Below are 17,054 nucleotides of genomic sequence, written 5' to 3'. Positions count from 1 at the left end.
CTACTAAAGCAGCAGCCCCTGCGGCTATGCCGCAGGGGCTTCTTGTTGTGACGTTTTCGCCAAGATGGTAAGCACGCGACACTAATAGAGCTTCGTTCAAGGGGCCGGACGACTAACGTTGTTTTAAATGAAAAGGGAGAGACAGAAATGTCCACAATCAAAAAACTGGCGGTTCTATCGGCGGCGGCTGGATTGCTTGCAGCATCGTCGAGCGGCGTCCTGGCACAGAAGAAATACGATCCCGGCGCAAGCGATACCGAAATCAAGATCGGCAACATCATGCCCTACAGCGGCCCTGCCTCGGCCTATGGCGTGATCGGCAAGACCGAAGAGGCCTACTTCAAGAAGGTCAATGCGGAGGGCGGCATCAACGGCCGCAAGATCAACTTCATCAGCTATGACGACGCCTATAGCCCGCCGAAGACGGTCGAGCAGGCGCGCAAGCTGGTAGAAAGCGATGAAGTCCTGCTGGTCTTCAATCCGCTCGGCACGCCCCCGAACACGGCGATCCAGAAGTACCTGAACAGCAAGAAAGTCCCGCAACTGTTCGTCGCGACCGGCGCCACCAAGTGGAACGATCCGAAGGCCTTTCCGTGGACCATGGGCTGGCAGCCCAACTACCAGAGCGAAACCATCATCTACGCCAAGTACATCCTGAAGAATCTTCCGAATGCCAAGATCGGCGTACTCTACCAGAACGACGACTACGGCAAGGACTACCTGAAGGGCTTCAAGGACGGACTCGGTGCGAAGGCCGCCTCGATGATCGTCATGGAGGAGAGCTACGAAGTCTCCGAGCCGACGATCGACTCCCACATCGTCAAGCTGAAGTCGACCGGCGCCGACGTGTTCATCAACATCACCACACCGAAGTTCGCGGCACAGGCGATCAAGAAAAACGCCGAGATCGGCTGGAAGCCCACGCACTTCCTCAACAACGTCTCGGCCTCGATCGGCGCCGTCATGAAGCCCGCCGGCTTTGAAGCCGGTCAAGGTATCATCTCCTCCGCCTACCTGAAGGACACGTCCGACCCGCAGTGGAAGGACGACGCCGGCATGAAGGCCTTCGATGAGTTCCTGACGAAGTATTTCCCGGAAGGTAACCGGATCGATGCAAATGTGATGTATGGTTACACCGCAGCCCAGGGGCTTGTTCAGGTCCTCAAGGCGTGCGGCGATGATCTGACGCGTGAAAACGTCATGAAGCAGGCCGCCAACATCAAGGGGCTCGAGCTCGGTGGCCTGTTGCCCGGCATCAAGGTCAACACCTCACCGACCGACTTCGCTCCGATCTCGCAGGTCCAACTGCAGAAGTTCAAGGGCGAAGCCTGGGAGCTGTTCGGTGAGATCATGAGCGGCGACGTCGGCGGATAGTCATTTCGCATTCCGATCGGCCCATTTGCGGGTCTGAAGCATCCCCCCGCGGCCAGCCGCGGGGGTTTTCTTTTTTGGCGATTGGATGGATAACCAGACCCCGTCCCATGCAGCATCCGTGCAACCATGACCGACCGACGTCCCCTCTTGCGTGCGATCTTTGATGCGGCTGTCGCGGCAGCGCATCCCGACGTCATGCTCGCAGCCCATCTGCGGCCCGCACCGAAAGGCCGCGTGATCTGCCTTGCCGCCGGAAAGGGCGCAGGGGCCATGGCGGCTGCCGCCGAGCGGCACTATCTCGACGCGCTCGGCCTTGATCCCGCACGGCTGACCGGCCTTGCCACCACGCGCCACGGCCACGGCGTGCCGACACGGCGGATCAGGGTGATCGAGGCCGGCCATCCCGTGCCGGACGAGGCCGGACTGAAGGCGGCCGACGAAACGCTGCGCCTCGCCGCCGATGCAACCGCTGACGATCTGTTGCTGGTGCTGCTGTCCGGCGGCGGCTCGGCGAACTGGATTGCGCCGGCCGATGGCGTTTCATTCGCGCAGAAGCAGCAGGTGAACCGCGCGCTGCTACGGTCAGGCGCGCCGATCGGCGAGATGAACGTCGTCCGCAAGCACCTGTCGCGGATCAAGGGCGGCCGGCTCGCCCGCGCCGGGCAGCGCGCCGCAGAGATCGTGACGCTGGCGATCTCGGACGTGCCGCATGATGATCCCTCCGCGATCGCATCGGGGCCGACGGTGCCCGATCCGAGCACGCTGGCGGACGCCCGCGCGCTGGTGGCGCGGTATGATCTGGCAATCGACGACGCCGTCAGGCGCGCCCTGGAAAATCCTGACAACGAGAGCTGCAAGCCGGGCGACGCCGCGTTTGCCCGCGCGCAATTCGAGATGATCGCAAAACCCAAGGCCTCGCTCGACGCGGCGATCAAGGTTGCGAAGGACGCCGGATACGAAGTCATCGGCCTCGGCGCTGATCTCGAAGGCGAGGCGCGCGATGTCGCGGCCGAGCATGCGCGCATGGCGTTGCAGGCGCGCAGCGAAGGCAAGCGGGTCGCGATCCTTTCGGGCGGCGAACTGACGGTGACCGTACGCGGCAACGGCCGTGGCGGGCCGAACCAGGAATACGCGCTGGCGCTGGCGGACCTGCTGAAGGACAGTCCCGGCATCGCGGCGCTCGCCGCCGACACCGACGGCGCCGATGGTGGCGCCGGCAGCGCCACCGATCCGGCCGGCGCCGTGATCGACCAAAGCACCTTTGCAAAAATGAAGTCGCTCGGCCTCTCGCCCGCGGCCTATCTCGCCAACAACGACGCCACCGGGTTCTTTTCTGCTACCGGCGATCTGCTGCTGACGGGCCCGACGCTCACCAACGTCAACGACGTCAGGGTGGTCCTGGTGGACCGCGGCTAGAACTCAGCCGCGATCTTGGTCAGCATTTCCAGCAACGCGACGCGATTGGCCGGGCCCAGCAGTTCGTTGAGCCGCGCCTCGTGCTTGGTGGCGACCAGCTTCTTGGCGCGCGCCAGCACCGCCCTGCCCTTGTCGGTCAGGGCCAGGATGTGCGAGCGGCGGTCGTTGGTCGAGCGCATCCGGGCGCACAGGCCGCGGCTTTCCAGCGCATCCAGCATCGATACGAAATTCGGCCTGAGAATGCCCAACGTGTTGGCAATTTCGGTCTGGTTGCGGCCGGGATTCCGGTCGAGCAGCAACAGCACCGAGAATTGCGCCGGCGTCAGCTGCAACGGCGCGACGCAGCGCAAAAAATCCTCGAACACCTTGAGCTGCGCGCGCTTGAGCGAATAACCGAGCAGCTCAGCCAGTTCGCCGAGGTGCAAACCGGCATGGTCGGCGGCGCCGTCGGCGATCTCCCGGCCGGTGCTGCGCGACGGCTTGACGGGATCGGTCGCTGCCTTGGAAACTGTCATCGCGTGAGGCTCGCACCCGAAACGGAGGCCCAGCCGATGGCCGGCCTTGATGTTATATTTGATAATTGTTATTGAACATATCAAATTATCGGCGGCTTTCAACTGCCGAGACACGGCATGTCCGGGGTCCGCGCGACGCCGGGCCGGCGACGCTTGAGGGGGAGCGCCAGTCTTGAATACCACGATCATGCTGTTCCTGTTGCAGGACGGCATTACCAACGGCGCGATCTACGCGCTGCTCGGGCTGGCGCTGGTGCTGGTATTTGCCGTCACGCGCGTCATTTTGATTCCGCAGGGCGAATTCGTCACCTACGGCGCGCTGAGCTATGCGGTGCTGGCGACCGGCAAGGTGCCGGGCACAGCGTGGCTCGCGTTGGCAATGGGTCTGGTCGCCTTTGCCCTCGACCTCTTCGACGCGCGGCGATCGCTTCGGCTCGGGCGCATATTGCGTTCCCTCGCCATCAACATCGTGCTGCCCGCCGCCATCCTGGCCCTGACCTTCGGTCTGGCCGGTCCGAAAACGCCGATCGCGGTCAACATCGCGCTGTCGCTGTTGATCGTGGCGGCGATCGGCCTGTTTCTCTATCGCATCGCCTTCCAGCCGCTCGCGCACACCTCGGTACTGGTGCTGCTGATCGCTTCCGTCGGTTCGCACCTGGCCTTGCAGGGTCTTGGGCTCGTTTTCTTCGGCGCCGAGGGCCTGCGCGGCCCGGCGCTGTCGAATGCGGCGCTCACGGTCGGTCCGTTGCGCTTTACCGGCCAGAGCCTTGCGGTGTACGGGCTGACGATCGCCTTCATCATCGCGCTGTGGCTGTTCTTCGGCTTCACCGTGATGGGCAAGGCGCTGCGCGCCACCGCCGTCAACCGGCTCGGCGCCCGCCTCGTCGGCATCCGCACCACGCTGTCGGGGCAGATTGCGTTCCTGCTGGCGTCCTTGATCGGCGCCATTTCCGGCATCCTGATCGTGCCGATCACGACGCTCTACTACGACACCGGCTTCCTGATCGGTCTGAAAGGCTTTATCGCCGCGATCATCGGCGGTCTCGTGAGCTATCCGCTGACCGCGGTCGCGGCCCTGATCGTCGGCAGCGTCGAGGCCTTCTCCTCGTTCTACGCCAGTAATTTCAAGGAGGTCATCGTCTTCACGCTGATCCTCCCCGTGCTGGTGCTGCGCTCGCTCGCAGCGCCCGCGGTCGAGGAAGAAAAGGACTGACGGCGATGCATCAGCGGCTTCCCGTCCTCATCTTCGCACTCGTCATGGCGGCGATCCCGTTCATCCCGGGCATCCCGCCGTTCTGGATCGTGCTGCTCAACAATATCGGCCTCGCCGCGCTGGTGGCGATGGGGCTGGTGCTGCTGACCGGCGTCGGCGGCCTCACTTCCTTCGGCCAGGCCGCGTTCTGCGGCTTCGGCGCCTATACCACGGCGGTGCTGACGACGGCCTACGGCTTTTCGCCGTGGCTGACGCTGCCGCTATCGCTCCTGGTCTCCGGCATCGCCGCGGTGCTGCTCGGCATCGTCACCGTGCGACTATCCGGCCATTACCTGCCGCTCGGCACCATCGCCTGGGGCATCGGGCTGTTCTATCTGTTCAGCAAGCTGGAATTTCTCGGCCGCAACGACGGCATCTCGGGCATTCCGCCGCTCTCGGTCGGCACTTTCAAGATGCTCGATCCCGGCACGATCTACTACGCGATCTGGATCGGAGTATTGATCTCGGCCCTGCTGACCATGAACCTGCTGGACTCCCGCACCGGCCGCGCCATCCGCGCGCTGCGGCGCGGTCATATCGCCGGCGAAGCGTTCGGCGTGCAGACCCCGCGCGCAAAGCTGCTGGTGTTCGTTTACGCGGCTGTTCTCGCCGGCCTGTCCGGCTGGCTCTATGCGCATTTCCAGCGCGCGGCCAACCCGACCCCGTTCGGCGCACATGCCGGCATCGAATATCTGTTCATCGCCGTGGTCGGCGGCGCCGGCTATGTCTGGGGCGCGGTGCTGGGCGCCGGCATCGTCGTGATCCTGAAGGAAATCCTGCAGAGCTACCTGCCCTATGTCTTTGGCGGCCAGAGCCAGCTCGAGACCATCGTGTTCGGCATCCTGCTGGTCGTGTTGCTACAACTGGCGCCGACCGGCGTCTGGCCGTGGCTGATGGCGCGGCTACCGCTAAAGCCGGGTCGCAAGGTGCCCGACACATCGCTTCCTCTCGCCAGGCGCGAGCGCGCGCCGGCCTCTGCCGCCGCATTGCTGCAGATCGAAAAGGCGCGCAAACAATTCGGCGGTGTGATCGCCGTCAACGACGTCTCGTTCGAGGTCGGAGCGCGCGAGATCGTGGCCCTGATCGGGCCCAATGGCGCCGGCAAGAGCACCACCTTCAACCTGATCACCGGCGTGCTGACGACCACCGGCGGCAGCATCTCGGTGCTCGGCCACAAGGTCGACAACGCCCCGCCGCAGGAGGTCGTCAAGCTCGGCGTCGCGCGCACCTTCCAGCACGTCAAGCTGGTTCCGGACATGACCGTGCTGGAGAACGTCGCGATCGGCACGCATCTGCGCGGGTTTTCGGGCGCGATATCGAGCATGTTCCGGCTCGACCGCGCCGACGAGGCGAAGCTGCTGGCGGAAGCCGCCCGCCAGATCGAGCGCGTCGGCCTCGGCGAGCAGATCGACCAGCTCGCGGGCAGCCTGTCGCTCGGCCAGCAGCGCATCGTCGAGATTGCGCGGGCGCTGTGCGCCGATCCGCTGCTGTTGCTGCTCGACGAGCCGGCGGCGGGCTTGCGTCACATGGAGAAGCAGCGGCTCGCGGCGCTGCTTCGTCAATTGCGCGACGGCGGCATGTCGGTGCTGCTGGTCGAGCACGACATGGGTTTTGTGATGGATCTCGCCGACCGCATCGTGGTGCTGGATTTCGGCACCAAGATCGCCGAGGGCACACCGGCCGCAATCAAGACCAATCCCGACGTGATCAAGGCCTATCTCGGAGCCACCGCATGAGCGCGCTGCTTTCGGTCTCCGACATTCACGTTTCCTACGGCAAAGTCGAAGCCGTTCGTTCAGTATCGCTCGACGTCGCCGACAACGAAATCGTCACCATCATCGGCGCCAACGGCGCCGGCAAGAGCACGCTGCTCAACGCCATCATGGGCGTATTGCCGCTGAAGGGCGCAGCCGTCTTCTCCGGCAGCGACGTGGCGACACTCGACATCGAGGACCGCGTCGCGGCCGGCCTCAGCCTCGTGCCCGAGCATCGCGAGCTGTTCGGCACCATGAATGTCGAGGACAACCTCCTGCTCGGCGCATTCCGGATTCCAAAGTCTGCCGCCGGCCAATCGTTCGAAAGGGTCTACACGCTGTTTCCGCGGCTGAAGGAACGGCGCAAGCAACTGGCCGGCACGCTATCCGGCGGCGAGCAGCAGATGCTGGCGATGGGCCGCGCGCTGATGGGCGCGCCGAAACTGCTGATGCTGGACGAACCGAGCCTCGGACTGGCGCCGATCATCGTCGCCGACATCTTCCGCACCATCGGCGAACTGCGTGCCGCCGGCGTGTCGGTGCTGCTGGTCGAACAGAATGCAAAAGCCGCCCTGCAGATCGCCGACCGCGCCTACGTCATGGAACTCGGCGAATTCATCCTGTCCGGGTCGGCCGGCGAGATCGCCGGCAACCAGCGCGTCGCGGCGAGCTATCTCGGGTTCCAGCACGAAGGCGCCAGCGAGAGCTAGCCTGGCCATCCCCCGTCGATTGCGCTTAACGCTTCCTTGAGCATGTCGGGATGCACAACGCCCTGTTGGGGGGTGTAGAACTTCCTGAATACCCACCCCTCCTATCATTTTTGCGAATGCAGTCCCTTTTCCCGGCGCCGGGCCGCCGAAGGCGGCTGAAAGGTACTTCAGGACGGGGTGATGCGCGTTTTCGATCGTACGACGGTTGAGACTTCCGGATTTTTACTGGCGGCGCTCGAGCAGGCCAGTGAAGCCGTTATCCTCATCGACAGTGATCTGCACATCGCTCATTTCAACGCCGCGGCCGAGCAGATCTGGGGCGTTCCCCGCGAGGAAGTGCTCGGGCTTCACGCCAACCTTCTCGGCATCATTGATCTCGGGCCGCATTCGGAGATCACGCTGCAGCGTGGCGACGGCAGCCGGCTGCGGGCCGCGCAGTCGGTGTCGCGCGTCGAGGTCGACGGCCGAAGCAGCTATCTGGCGTTTGTCCGGGACATCAGCACGGAAGTCGAACGCCGCGAGCGATTGGCGATGATGAACCTGGTGGCCGACAAGACCAGCCGCGCCGTCGTCATCACTGACCGCCGCATGCGGATCATCTACACTAACGCCGCGTTCTCCGGAATATACGGATACTCGCCCGCGGATGTGCTGGGGCGGCGTGCGGACCATTTACTTGCGGGCCGCTACACCGACGGCAAGACCCGGAGGCGCCTGCTGCGGCATCTCTGCACGGGAAGCGATGACGAGGAGGAAATTCTCACCTACGACAAGAACGGCGATGAGGTCTGGATCTCGGCGTCCGTCAGGCCGTTCCGCAACAAGCGCGGGCGGATCAAGTCCGTGTTCGCCCTGCTGACCGACATCACCGAGAACAAGCAGTTGAGGTCGCTGCAGCAACTCATCACGAACGCACTGGCAGACGAATTGCCGCTTACCGAGATTGCAGCGCAACTCTGCCGGCGTGTCGAGGTGATCGCTCCCGACGTCGTCTGCTCGCTGCTGCATATCGATGCCGACGGCCGAATTCATCCGCTGGGCGGACCGAGCCTGCCCGAAGCCTACTCCCGTGCGCTCGACGGTGTCGCCATCGGGCCTGATGTCGGCTCGTGCGGATCGGCGGCGTATTACGGCGAGCCGGTGCTGGCGTCCGACATCGACAACGACCCACGCTGGCAGCCCTTCAAGGCGATGCCGCTTGCCGCCGGACTCAAGGCCTGCTGGTCGACGCCGATCAAGGCGAACGACGGCCGGGTAATCGCAACCTTCGCCTTCTATTTCAGGGAACCGCGCGCGCCAAGCCGCTGGCATAAGCACATCGTCGACGCCTGCGTTCATCTCGGTGCGCTGGCGATCGAGCGCAAGGAAGCGCGGGCGCAGATCGCCCGGCTCGCCTTCCACGACATGCTGACCGGGCTGCCGAACCGCACACAGCTTCGATATCTGGTCGACCAGGCGATCGAGGATTGCAGGGGCGGGCAGCTCGCACTTCTGTTCCTCGATCTCGATCATTTCAAGGACGTCAACGACACCCTCGGACACTCGGCCGGAGACACATTGCTGATCGAATTTGCCAAGCGGCTGCGCGCCTGTATTCAGCCGTCCGACCTGCTGGGACGCCTGAGCGGCGACGAGTTCGTTATCATGTTGCCGGACTGCGATCCGGCCCGCGCCTCGCGGGTTGCCTCCCACATCACCGAAGCGTTGGCATCGCCGCTGTGGATCGACAACAGGCAGGTACCGATTTCCGCCAGTATTGGCATCAGCATTTACCCCGACAACGCCACCGATCTCGATGCCCTGATACAGCAGGCCGATGCCGCGATGTACAAGGCCAAGCAGGCGGGCCGTTCCACCCACCGCTTCTTCAGTGCCGACATGAACCGCCTTGCCGAACAGCGTCTCGTCTTGAGCGCTGCGCTGCGTCACGCCATCGCCGACGACCGGCTGAAGCTTTTCTATCAGCCTCAGACCCGGACCGTCGATGGCGCGCTGTACGGCGTCGAGGCGCTGGCGCGGTGGCATGACCCCGACCTCGGCGAGGTGCCGCCCTCGAAATTCATCCCGCTGGCGGAGGAAGTCGGCCTGATCGAGCAGATCGGCCTGTGGTCGATCCGCGAGGCGTGCCGGCAAATGGCCGCGTGGCGCCGCGCCGGACTGGATATCCCCTGCGTGGCAGTTAACCTGTCGCCGCTGAATTTCCAGAATACAAAACTCGCCACCGTGGTCGAGGAGACCATTGCGGCCAACGGCCTGCCGGCCGAAGCTTTGATGCTTGAGATCACCGAAGGCGTGCTCGTGAACGAGAGATCGGCGGCGATCGCAACGATGAACGCGATCCGCACACTCGGCGTCGGCCTGTCGCTGGACGATTTCGGCACCGGCTATTCGAGCCTGAGCCGGCTCGCCCACCTGCCGATCCGCGAATTGAAGATCGATCGCAGCTTTATGCGCGACATCGAGCGCGACGCCAGCGCGCTCGCCATCACCACCGCCGTCGTCCGGGTCGGCCAAAGCCTGAAGATGACTGTGGTCGCCGAGGGCGTCGAAACAGAGGGGCAGCGCCAGTTGCTGGCCGGACTCGGCTGCGATGTCGTGCAGGGTTATCTGTACGCACCCGCGATGCCGCCCGAAGCGTTCGAACGATGGTTGCTCGACCATGTAGCAGGTCAGGCGCGGGCGATGCGCGAGCGCATCGAGCAGGCCCGCCCGCAAACGGCACCGTCGCAATCTATGGCTTCGACCGGCGGTTAGGAAGTTCAAAAAAGTAGGGTGGGCGAAGGCGCGCTTACGCCATGCCCACCCTACGACCCCAAGCCCTCTACTTCGCCGGAACGTATTTGCCGTCCTTCACGGTCAGAATGATGCGCGAGCGGTCGTCGAGACCGTAGCGATCCTTTTCCGTGAAGTTGTAGACGCCCTGGCTTGCCGCGATATCCTTTTCCGTCGTCATGGCCCGACGCAGCGCATCGCGGAATTCCGGCGTGCCGGGCTTCGCCGTCTTCAGCGCCACCGGAACGATCCGCTTCAGCACTTCGAACGCGTCATAGGAGTGTCCGGCGAACTGGCTGCGGCTGTTGACGCCGTATTTTGCCTCGTAGGCGGTGTTGAGCGCCAGGCCAGGCTTCTTGGTCAGCGCGCTGTCGGGCTGGGTTTCCGGCGACATCACCGGGCCCGAGGCCATGATCACGCCTTCTGCCGCTGGTCCCGCGATCCGGATGAAGTCCATGCTGGCGGCGCCATGGGTCTGGTAGATCAGCCCCTTGTAGCCGCGCTCGCGCAGCGTGGTCTGCGGCAGTGCCGCCGCAGTGCCGGAAGCGCCGACCAGAACGGCGTCCGGATTGGCGGCGACGAGCTTCAGCACCTGTCCGGCGACGGACGTATCGGGTCGGGCAAAGCGCTCCTCGGTCACCATGGTCAGGCCCATCGGAATGGCCTGCGCCTTGAAGTCGTTGACCCAGAGGTCGCCATAGGAATCGGAGTAGCCGATATAGCCCACCGTCTTGATGCCGTGCGCCTTCATGTGTTCGTACAGCACCTTGCCCATGATCGGGATCGGTTGCGGCATCGCCACCGACCACTTCATGCGCGCATCATTGATCGGGAACGGCGCAAGGCCGAAATGCGGAATGCCGGCTTCGTTCGCCACGGTGGACACCGCGACCGTGGGCGGCGTCGTCGACGAGCCCATGATGATGTCGGCCTTGGATTCCGTCACGAAGCGCCGCGCATTGGTGGTTGCAGCCGTCGGATCGCCACCGTCATCGAGCACGATGAGCTTCAGCGGCACGCCGCCGATCTCCTTCGGCACGAAGTCCAGCGCGTTGCGCTCGGGAATGCCGAGCGCTGCCGCCGGCCCCGTCGTGGTGACGGAAATGCCGATCGTGATTTCGTTGGTCTGCGCGAGCGCGGGCGAACCCGGCAACGCGAGAGCCGCGGCAACGGCTGCGGCGGACAGAAAAACCTTCTTCATTCATTCCTCCCTGATTTCTATTTATGGTTTTAAGCAGAACCTGCGCTCAATTCAGCCCCTTCTTTAGGTGATGCGGGGACGCGTGTCAGCCCCGCATGAACCGCTCAATGATCTCCGCCGGCATCGGCGCCGATTTCAGCTTTTCGGGGTCGTCGGGATGCCTGCCGACCAGCACCCTGGTCTCGAACGCCTCAATCGCCAGCGCCTCGCCCTTGAACACGTTGTGGAGCACCTCGAAGCTGGACCGCTTGAAACTCTCGATCCGGCTCTCGATCCTGATCCAGTCGCCATGGGTCGACGGGATGTGGAATTTCGCCCGCGTATCCACCATGGGGATGCCGACCAGGCCGTATTTGTGAACGATGTCCTGCTTCGAAAAACCGGCGGCTTCGAACATGATCGAGGTCGAATCGTCGAACATCGCAAAATAGCGCGGGTAATAGACGATGTTGGCGGGGTCGCAGTCGCCCCACTGGATCTGCACGTCACGCTTGTTGACGAACATGACAATGATCCTATCGCGGCGCCATACGAAGCGCGGCATCGAGCCGAACCACCTCGCCATTGAGATAGGGGTTGTCGATCATGTGCAGCGCCAGCGAGGCAAACTCGTCGGCGTGGCCGAGCCGGCGCGGGAACGGGATCGCGGCGGCCAGCGAGTCCTGCGCCTCCTGCGGCAGGTTGGCGAGCAGCGGCGTGAGGAAAAGGCCGGGCGCGATCGTCAGCACACGGATGCCGAACTGCGCCAGCTCGCGCGCGATCGGCAGCGTCATGGCGACGATGCCGCCCTTGGAGGCCGAATAGGCCGACTGACCGATCTGGCCGTCATAGGCCGCGACGGACGCGGTGGAAATCACCACACCGCGCTCGCCGGTCGAAAGCGGCTCCAGTTTCGACATCGCCGCCGTCGCCAGCCGCAGCATGTTGAACGAGCCGATCAGATTGACCTTGATCACCTTGTCGAAGTCGCCGAGCGCCATCGGGCCTTCCTTGCCGATGACGCGCTTGGCGACGCCGATGCCGGCACAGTTCACCAGTACGCGCGCCGGGCCGTGCGCCGCCGCGGCCTTGGCGACCGCCGCTTCCGCCGACGCTCCATCGGAGACATCGCATATCACGGCGACGCCGCCGATCTCCGCGGCAACGCTCTCGGCAAGCTTTTCGTTGAGATCGCAGACGGCGACCTTGGCGCCCTGCGCGGCGAGGCGGCGCGCGGTCGCCGCGCCCAGTCCCGATGCGCCGCCGGTGACGATGGCGGCCTGGTCCTTCAACTGCATGGCGTTCTCCCTGACAGGCTTGGTTATAAATTATTCGGCTACGGCGTAATCACATGCGCGAGTGGCACGGGTGAATAGATCTCCTCGATCAGCGCGCTGCGGTTGTCCAGAACCGCGCGCTGGTTGATCGAACCCTTGTCGGTGACCTCGCCGCGATCGATCGACAGCGGCGTATCGAGCAGCACCGCGCGCACGATCCGGGTCGACGAGCCCGTGGCGTTTTCCATCAGCTTCTGGAAGCGTTCGCGAAAAGCGTCCCGGATCAGCGGGTCGGAAGCCGCCGCGGCGATATCGCCGGATGGCAGCGTCGGATTGATCAGCCGGCAGCCATCGAGGTCGAGCACGACCAGCGCCGATATCTCGTCGCGGTTGATGCCGGCGATGACGACGTCGCGTACCAAGGGCGCGCAGGCCGCAACGAAGCGCGCGCGCAGCGGGCCGACGCTGACCCAAGTGCCGCTGGCAAGCTTGAAATCCTCGCCGATGCGGCCGTCGAAATCGAAGCCGGCATCGAAATTGTCGGGATCGGCCGGCTTCAGCGCATCGCCGAACTTGTAGAAGCCTTCTTCGTCAAACGCCTTCGCGGTCATGTCAGGCTGACGCCAGTAGCCCGGCATCACGTTCGGCCCTTTGGCGCGAACCTCGAGCTTGCCGTTGTTGGGCACCAGCTTGGCGTCGTTGCCCGCGACCGGCAGGCCGACATGGCCCGACCGGCTGGTGAACGGATTGACCGACATGAAGAACGGCGAGGTCTCGGTGGCGCCGAGACCGGTCAGCATCGGCACCCGGTAGCCGGTCTCCCGCACCGAAAGCTCGTCAAGACTGTTCCAGACGAAGGCCGACAGCGCAGCACCCGAGAAGAACATCGCGTGGAGGCGCGCGAAGAACTTTCTGCGCAAGGCTGAGTCGTCGCGCAGATAGGGCAGCAGCGATTCATAGCCCTTGGGCACGTTGAAATAGACGGTGGGCGAAATCTCCTGGAGATTGCGTACGGTTTCCTCGATGCCACCGGGCATCGGCTTGCCCTCGTCGAGATACATCGAGCCGCCATTGAACAGCGTCAGCCCGATATTGTGGTTGCCGCCGAACGTGTGATTCCACGGCAGCCAGTCGACGATGACGGGCGGCTCGTCCTTCAGGAACGCGAGCGTCTCGCGCAGCATCACCTGGTTGGCGCAGATCATGCGCTGGGTGTTGATGACCGCCTTGGGGCTGCCGGTCGAGCCGGAGGTGCACAGGAACTTTGCGATCGTGTCGGGGCCGATGGCCGCATGGATGGCGTCGAGGCTCGGATGCAATGGCGTCGCCATCAGATCGGCGAGCGTCGTGACCTCACGTCCCGGCATCGCGCCGAACGACGCGGCGATCTCGACTCCTGGGGATACGTTGGCTGCCAGTGGATCAGCGAACTTGCCGGCGTCATCGACAAAGACCAGGCCCGGCGTCAGCAGCTTCATCAGGTAGCTGAGCTTGCCGTAATCGCGCGACACCAGCGAATAGGCCGGCGATACCGGGCAAAAGGGAATGCCGGCATAGAGCGCGCCGAACGCGACGAGCGCATGGTCGATCGAATTGCCGGAGAGAATGACGACCGGCTTTTCGGCGGAAAGGCCGCGCGCCAGCAGCGCGGACGCGATGTGCCGCGATGACACCAGCAGTTCGGCATAGGTGATCTGCCGCCAGCCCTGCGCGGCGTTGCGCTCGGCCATGAAGACACGGTCGGGCGCTGTCGCGGCCCAGTGATGCAGGCGGTCGGTGATGCGCACCGGATAGTCGAGCAGTTGCGCTTTCGGACGCAGATAGACGGTGCCGTCGCCGCGGCGTTCGACATGCACCGCGGGCGTGCCGAACGAAATCGGGCGCAGCGGATGATTGTCGCGCGCAGCTTTGTCGGATGAGGCGAACGGCGTGGCGCTCATGTCAGGTCGGCTTCACCTTTGCGGTCTTGTGGTCGAGAAAGGCGCGAATGCGGCGCTTGGCTTCCTTGTCGCTCTGCGCCACCGTCGCCATCAGCGATTCCATCAGCAGGCCGGCTTGCGGATTGGCTTCTGCGATCATCGGCAATGCCTGCAGCACCGCGAAATTGGTCAACGGCGCGTTCGCAGCTACCCTTTCCGCCAGTTCCAGCGCCTTGGGCAGCGCATTGCCGGCTTCCGTGAGGTACTGCGAGAAGCCGTAGGCCGCCCCCTCGGTCGCCGAATAGACCCGCCCGGTCAGCATCATGTCGACCATCCGCGCCACGCCGATCAGGCGCGGCAGCCGCACCGATCCGCCGCCGCCGACGAAGATGCCGCGCTGGCCCTCGGGCAGGGCGAAATAGGCCGAGGGCTCGGCGACACGGATGTGCGCCGCGCAGGCGAGCTCAAGCCCGCCGCCGATCACGGCCCCCCTGAGCGCTGCAATGACAGGCACCCGGCTATATTGAATGCGGTCGAACACCCGGTGCCACATCTGCGAGTGCCGCAGGCCCTCGGTGGCGTCCTGCTCGGTCAGTTCGGAGAGATCGAGGCCGGAGGAAAAATGATCGCCGACACCGTGGATGACCACCGCGCCGACGTCGTCCGGCAGATTGGAAAAGCAATCCTGGATCGCGAGGATGATGCCGTCGTTCAGCGCATTGCGCTTGGCTGGACGGTTGAGGCCCACGGTCAGCACCGCGCCCTTCTGCTCGATCATGAGCAGGTCGGATGAACCCGCGGCGGCGGAGGTGGCGTTTCCCATGGGCGACATTGTTTCCTGTCCAGAATAGTTATGATTTATAACGATCTGGGTGCAAGCAAGTCAAGGTGGGGTTGCGCCCCTGCTGCGGCCTGGACGGGCACGAGGTTCATACGCGGTTGTCATCGCCGCGCAGGCGGGTCCGGTACGCCGCGGCGTAATCGGTTCAATCACTGCCGCCTCTGGGATATTGGGTCAGCCGCCCCAGCGCGCAATTGGGCACAAGACGGGTGACGACGACGCGGTGCGACGTCGCGGTCCGCGGCAGGAAATGGCGTCACAACACCTGATGCACGTCGATCACGACGCGGTCGGCGTGGCGGGCGGCGGAGCCGATGAAGAGGTTTTCCATCAGCCAGCGGTATTTTTCCGCGCCGGTCTCGAACCGGGGCACGGTGCGGAAGTAGATCAGTTTGGGGTCGACCGGCTCGCCGCGCTTGAGTTTTTGCAGCAGGTCCAGCGGGCCGAAGCGCAGGCCCCTGTTCTCGACATAAACCACCGCGCCGTCGTCGGTCTCGAAGGCGTATTTGGCTTCGAGCTCGATCAGTTCGTTGGGGCGGATGATCTGAAAATCCGCGCCAAATGGACAGACCTTGCCGTTGATGCCCTCGCCCTTCACTTCGCCGCCCAGGATCGGAATGATCCGGCGCACGCCGGTGCCGATCTCGCCGGCCGAAGTCACCTCGCCGATCCGCGCGGTGATGGTGAAGACGTATTTCGTCGAAAGCTGAGGGATCATGTTCTGCCCTATCCCGCCATGCGTTGCGGCAGCCACAACGCGAGCATCGGAAATGCAATCAGGATTACCAGCCGGATCAGGTCTGTCACCACAAAGGGCATCACCCCGCGGAAGATCGTGGAGAACGATACGTCCTTGACGACGCTCTTGATGACAAAGACGTTCATGCCGATCGGCGGCGAGATGAGGCCAAGCTCCACCGTCATCACGATGATGACGCCGAACCAGATCGGGTCGAAGCCGAGATGGATGATCACGGGAAAGATGATCGGCACCGTCAGGATGATCATGGCCATCGCATCCATCAGGCAGCCCAGCACCAGATACATCACCATAATCAGCGCCAGGATGCCGTACGGGCCGAGGCCGAGGCCGGTAAGAAGCTCCGTGACCTTCTGCGGGGTCTGCGTCACCGTCAGGAAGTAACCGAAGATCAGCGCGCCGATCAGCACGGTGAAGACGGCGGCGGCCGTGCGGGTCGCCTGCAGCAGCGAGGCCAGGATTTTTTCCTTGTCCAGCCGCCCGGTGAGCAAGCCGATCAGGAACGCGCCGGTGGCGCCGACGCCGCCGGCTTCCGTCGGCGTGAAGCGCGGCAGGTATGGCAGGCCGTAAAGCCCACCGATGACGAAGACGAACAGCAGTACCGGCGCCCAGATGTTTTTCAGGCCGGCAAAACGCTCGCGCCATTCGGTATGCGGCCCCTTCGGCAGGAAGTCCGGCCGGAACCATCCGATCAGCGTGATCGTGAGCATGTACATGGCGATGGCGAGCAGGCCGGGGACGATGCCGGCGATGAACAGCTTGCCGATGTCCTGCTCGGTGATGATGCCGTAGACCGCGAGAACGGTCGACGGCGGCAGCATGGCGCCCAGTGTGCCGCCGGCCGCTATGACGCCAGTGGCGAAGGATTGCGGATAGCCATAGCGCCGCATTTCCGGATAGGCCACCGCGGAAAACGTCGCGGCAGTCGCGACCGACGACCCGCAGATAGCGGCAAAGCCGCCACAGGCTCCGACCGTTGCAATGCCGAGCCCGCCGCGCAAATGGCCGACAAAACCGTTGGCCGCGCGGAACAGTTCGCGGCTCATGCCGGAATTGGTAACGAACGCCCCCATCAACAGGAACATCGGGATCACGCCGAAGGTATAGTCGGTGACCGTGCGCATCGAGGTCTGACCGACCATCTTGAGCGCCGGCGTGAAGCCGACGAGGTAGCCGAAGCCGCAGACGCCGACGAGCCCCATCGCCATGCCCACGGGCACGCGCAGCAGCATCAGCACAAACAGTGCGACAAATCCGAGAACTGCGACGGCGTCTGTACCCACG

14 protein-coding genes are annotated in these 17,054 nt (G+C 64.2%); 6 read left to right on the top strand and 8 right to left on the bottom strand.

What is annotated here, in order from left to right; all coding sequences use genetic code 11:
• Positions 1 to 147 precede the first annotated feature (147 nt).
• Both QUH67_RS04280 and QUH67_RS04275 read left to right on the top strand, forming a co-directional pair.
• Positions 148 to 1,374: an ABC transporter substrate-binding protein gene (locus QUH67_RS04280; RefSeq protein ID WP_300945404.1), complete on the top strand. Its 1,227-nt coding sequence runs from the start codon at positions 148 to 150 to the stop codon at positions 1,372 to 1,374.
• A gap of 126 nt (positions 1,375 to 1,500) precedes the next feature.
• Positions 1,501 to 2,790: a glycerate kinase type-2 family protein gene (locus QUH67_RS04275; protein WP_300945403.1), complete on the top strand. Its 1,290-nt coding sequence runs from the start codon at positions 1,501 to 1,503 to the stop codon at positions 2,788 to 2,790.
• On the opposite strand, the gene QUH67_RS04270 is transcribed toward QUH67_RS04275, so the two are convergent.
• Positions 2,787 to 3,305 carry a MarR family winged helix-turn-helix transcriptional regulator gene (locus QUH67_RS04270; protein ID WP_300945402.1) on the bottom strand — a complete coding sequence of 173 codons (519 nt, stop codon included), beginning with the start codon at positions 3,303 to 3,305 and terminating at the stop codon, positions 2,787 to 2,789. The two genes, QUH67_RS04275 and QUH67_RS04270, sit on opposite strands and share 4 nt — an antisense overlap.
• 172 nt (positions 3,306 to 3,477) lie before the next feature.
• Between QUH67_RS04270 and QUH67_RS04265 the strand changes: the two genes are divergently transcribed.
• The 4 genes from QUH67_RS04265 (at position 3,478) to QUH67_RS04250 (ending at position 9,775) form a co-directional block, all read left to right on the top strand.
• Entirely contained in the window at positions 3,478 to 4,518 is a 1,041-nt protein-coding gene (locus QUH67_RS04265) for a branched-chain amino acid ABC transporter permease (RefSeq protein ID WP_300945401.1), read from the top strand.
• Positions 4,519 to 4,523: 5 nt separating this feature from the next.
• On the top strand, positions 4,524 to 6,293 hold the full coding sequence (locus QUH67_RS04260) for a branched-chain amino acid ABC transporter ATP-binding protein/permease (RefSeq protein WP_300945400.1): 1,770 nt from the start codon (positions 4,524 to 4,526) through the stop codon (positions 6,291 to 6,293).
• Positions 6,290 to 7,021 (top strand): ABC transporter ATP-binding protein, encoded by a 732-nt coding sequence (locus tag QUH67_RS04255; RefSeq protein ID WP_300945399.1) that lies wholly within the window; start codon positions 6,290 to 6,292, stop codon positions 7,019 to 7,021. Before QUH67_RS04260 ends, QUH67_RS04255 begins: the two co-directional genes overlap by 4 nt.
• A 180-nt stretch (positions 7,022 to 7,201) precedes the next feature.
• Positions 7,202 to 9,775 (top strand): EAL domain-containing protein, encoded by a 2,574-nt coding sequence (locus QUH67_RS04250; RefSeq protein ID WP_300945398.1) that lies wholly within the window; start codon positions 7,202 to 7,204, stop codon positions 9,773 to 9,775.
• A 67-nt stretch (positions 9,776 to 9,842) separates the two neighbouring features.
• Here the strand turns inward: QUH67_RS04250 and QUH67_RS04245 are convergent, their stop codons facing one another.
• The 7 genes from QUH67_RS04245 to QUH67_RS04215 all read right to left on the bottom strand — a co-directional run bounded on the left by QUH67_RS04245 (position 9,843) and on the right by QUH67_RS04215 (position 17,053).
• Complete coding sequence (locus tag QUH67_RS04245; protein WP_300945397.1) at positions 9,843 to 10,994, bottom strand: ABC transporter substrate-binding protein; 1,152 nt, start codon at positions 10,992 to 10,994, stop codon at positions 9,843 to 9,845.
• A gap of 85 nt (positions 10,995 to 11,079) precedes the next feature.
• Positions 11,080 to 11,499, bottom strand: a complete 420-nt coding sequence (locus tag QUH67_RS04240; RefSeq protein ID WP_300945396.1) for an acyl-CoA thioesterase — start codon at positions 11,497 to 11,499, stop codon at positions 11,080 to 11,082.
• A 10-nt stretch (positions 11,500 to 11,509) separates the two neighbouring features.
• The gene (locus QUH67_RS04235; RefSeq protein ID WP_300945395.1) at positions 11,510 to 12,271 is read right to left on the bottom strand and encodes an SDR family NAD(P)-dependent oxidoreductase; all 762 of its coding nucleotides are present in this window, start codon (positions 12,269 to 12,271) and stop codon (positions 11,510 to 11,512) included.
• Positions 12,272 to 12,309: 38 nt separating this feature from the next.
• The gene (locus QUH67_RS04230) at positions 12,310 to 14,190 is read right to left on the bottom strand and encodes a feruloyl-CoA synthase (protein ID WP_300945394.1); all 1,881 of its coding nucleotides are present in this window, start codon (positions 14,188 to 14,190) and stop codon (positions 12,310 to 12,312) included.
• 1 nt (position 14,191) lies between these two features.
• Positions 14,192 to 14,992: a crotonase/enoyl-CoA hydratase family protein gene (locus QUH67_RS04225; protein WP_300945393.1), complete on the bottom strand. Its 801-nt coding sequence runs from the start codon at positions 14,990 to 14,992 to the stop codon at positions 14,192 to 14,194.
• A gap of 274 nt (positions 14,993 to 15,266) precedes the next feature.
• Complete coding sequence (locus QUH67_RS04220; protein ID WP_300945392.1) at positions 15,267 to 15,728, bottom strand: DUF3237 domain-containing protein; 462 nt, start codon at positions 15,726 to 15,728, stop codon at positions 15,267 to 15,269.
• An 8-nt stretch (positions 15,729 to 15,736) separates the two neighbouring features.
• Positions 15,737 to 17,053, bottom strand: a complete 1,317-nt coding sequence (locus QUH67_RS04215; protein WP_300945391.1) for a TRAP transporter large permease — start codon at positions 17,051 to 17,053, stop codon at positions 15,737 to 15,739.
• Between the last annotated feature and the right edge of the window lies 1 nt (position 17,054).

It is taken from the genome of Bradyrhizobium roseum (assembly GCF_030413175.1).
Taxonomy (GTDB): Bacteria; Pseudomonadota; Alphaproteobacteria; order Rhizobiales; family Xanthobacteraceae; genus Bradyrhizobium; species Bradyrhizobium roseum.
The sequence above is the reverse complement of the archived record's forward strand: the minus strand, read 5'-3'. Positions and strand labels throughout refer to the sequence as shown.

What these genes read in the sequence shown, in the direction of transcription:
- QUH67_RS04270 (WP_300945402.1), bottom strand. Translation starts at nt 3,305, where the DNA reads ATGACAGTTTCCAAGGCAGCGACCGATCCCGTCAAGCCGTCGCGCAGC.
- QUH67_RS04280 (WP_300945404.1), top strand. Translation starts at nt 148, where the DNA reads ATGTCCACAATCAAAAAACTGGCGGTTCTATCGGCGGCGGCTGGATTG.
- QUH67_RS04275 (WP_300945403.1), top strand. Translation starts at nt 1,501, where the DNA reads ATGACCGACCGACGTCCCCTCTTGCGTGCGATCTTTGATGCGGCTGTC.
- QUH67_RS04230 (WP_300945394.1), bottom strand. Translation starts at nt 14,190, where the DNA reads ATGAGCGCCACGCCGTTCGCCTCATCCGACAAAGCTGCGCGCGACAAT.
- QUH67_RS04245 (WP_300945397.1), bottom strand. Translation starts at nt 10,994, where the DNA reads ATGAAGAAGGTTTTTCTGTCCGCCGCAGCCGTTGCCGCGGCTCTCGCG.
- QUH67_RS04250 (WP_300945398.1), top strand. Translation starts at nt 7,202, where the DNA reads ATGCGCGTTTTCGATCGTACGACGGTTGAGACTTCCGGATTTTTACTG.
- QUH67_RS04260 (WP_300945400.1), top strand. Translation starts at nt 4,524, where the DNA reads ATGCATCAGCGGCTTCCCGTCCTCATCTTCGCACTCGTCATGGCGGCG.
- QUH67_RS04240 (WP_300945396.1), bottom strand. Translation starts at nt 11,499, where the DNA reads ATGTTCGTCAACAAGCGTGACGTGCAGATCCAGTGGGGCGACTGCGAC.
- QUH67_RS04225 (WP_300945393.1), bottom strand. Translation starts at nt 14,992, where the DNA reads ATGGGAAACGCCACCTCCGCCGCCGCGGGTTCATCCGACCTGCTCATG.
- QUH67_RS04220 (WP_300945392.1), bottom strand. Translation starts at nt 15,728, where the DNA reads ATGATCCCTCAGCTTTCGACGAAATACGTCTTCACCATCACCGCGCGG.
- QUH67_RS04235 (WP_300945395.1), bottom strand. Translation starts at nt 12,271, where the DNA reads ATGCAGTTGAAGGACCAGGCCGCCATCGTCACCGGCGGCGCATCGGGA.
- QUH67_RS04255 (WP_300945399.1), top strand. Translation starts at nt 6,290, where the DNA reads ATGAGCGCGCTGCTTTCGGTCTCCGACATTCACGTTTCCTACGGCAAA.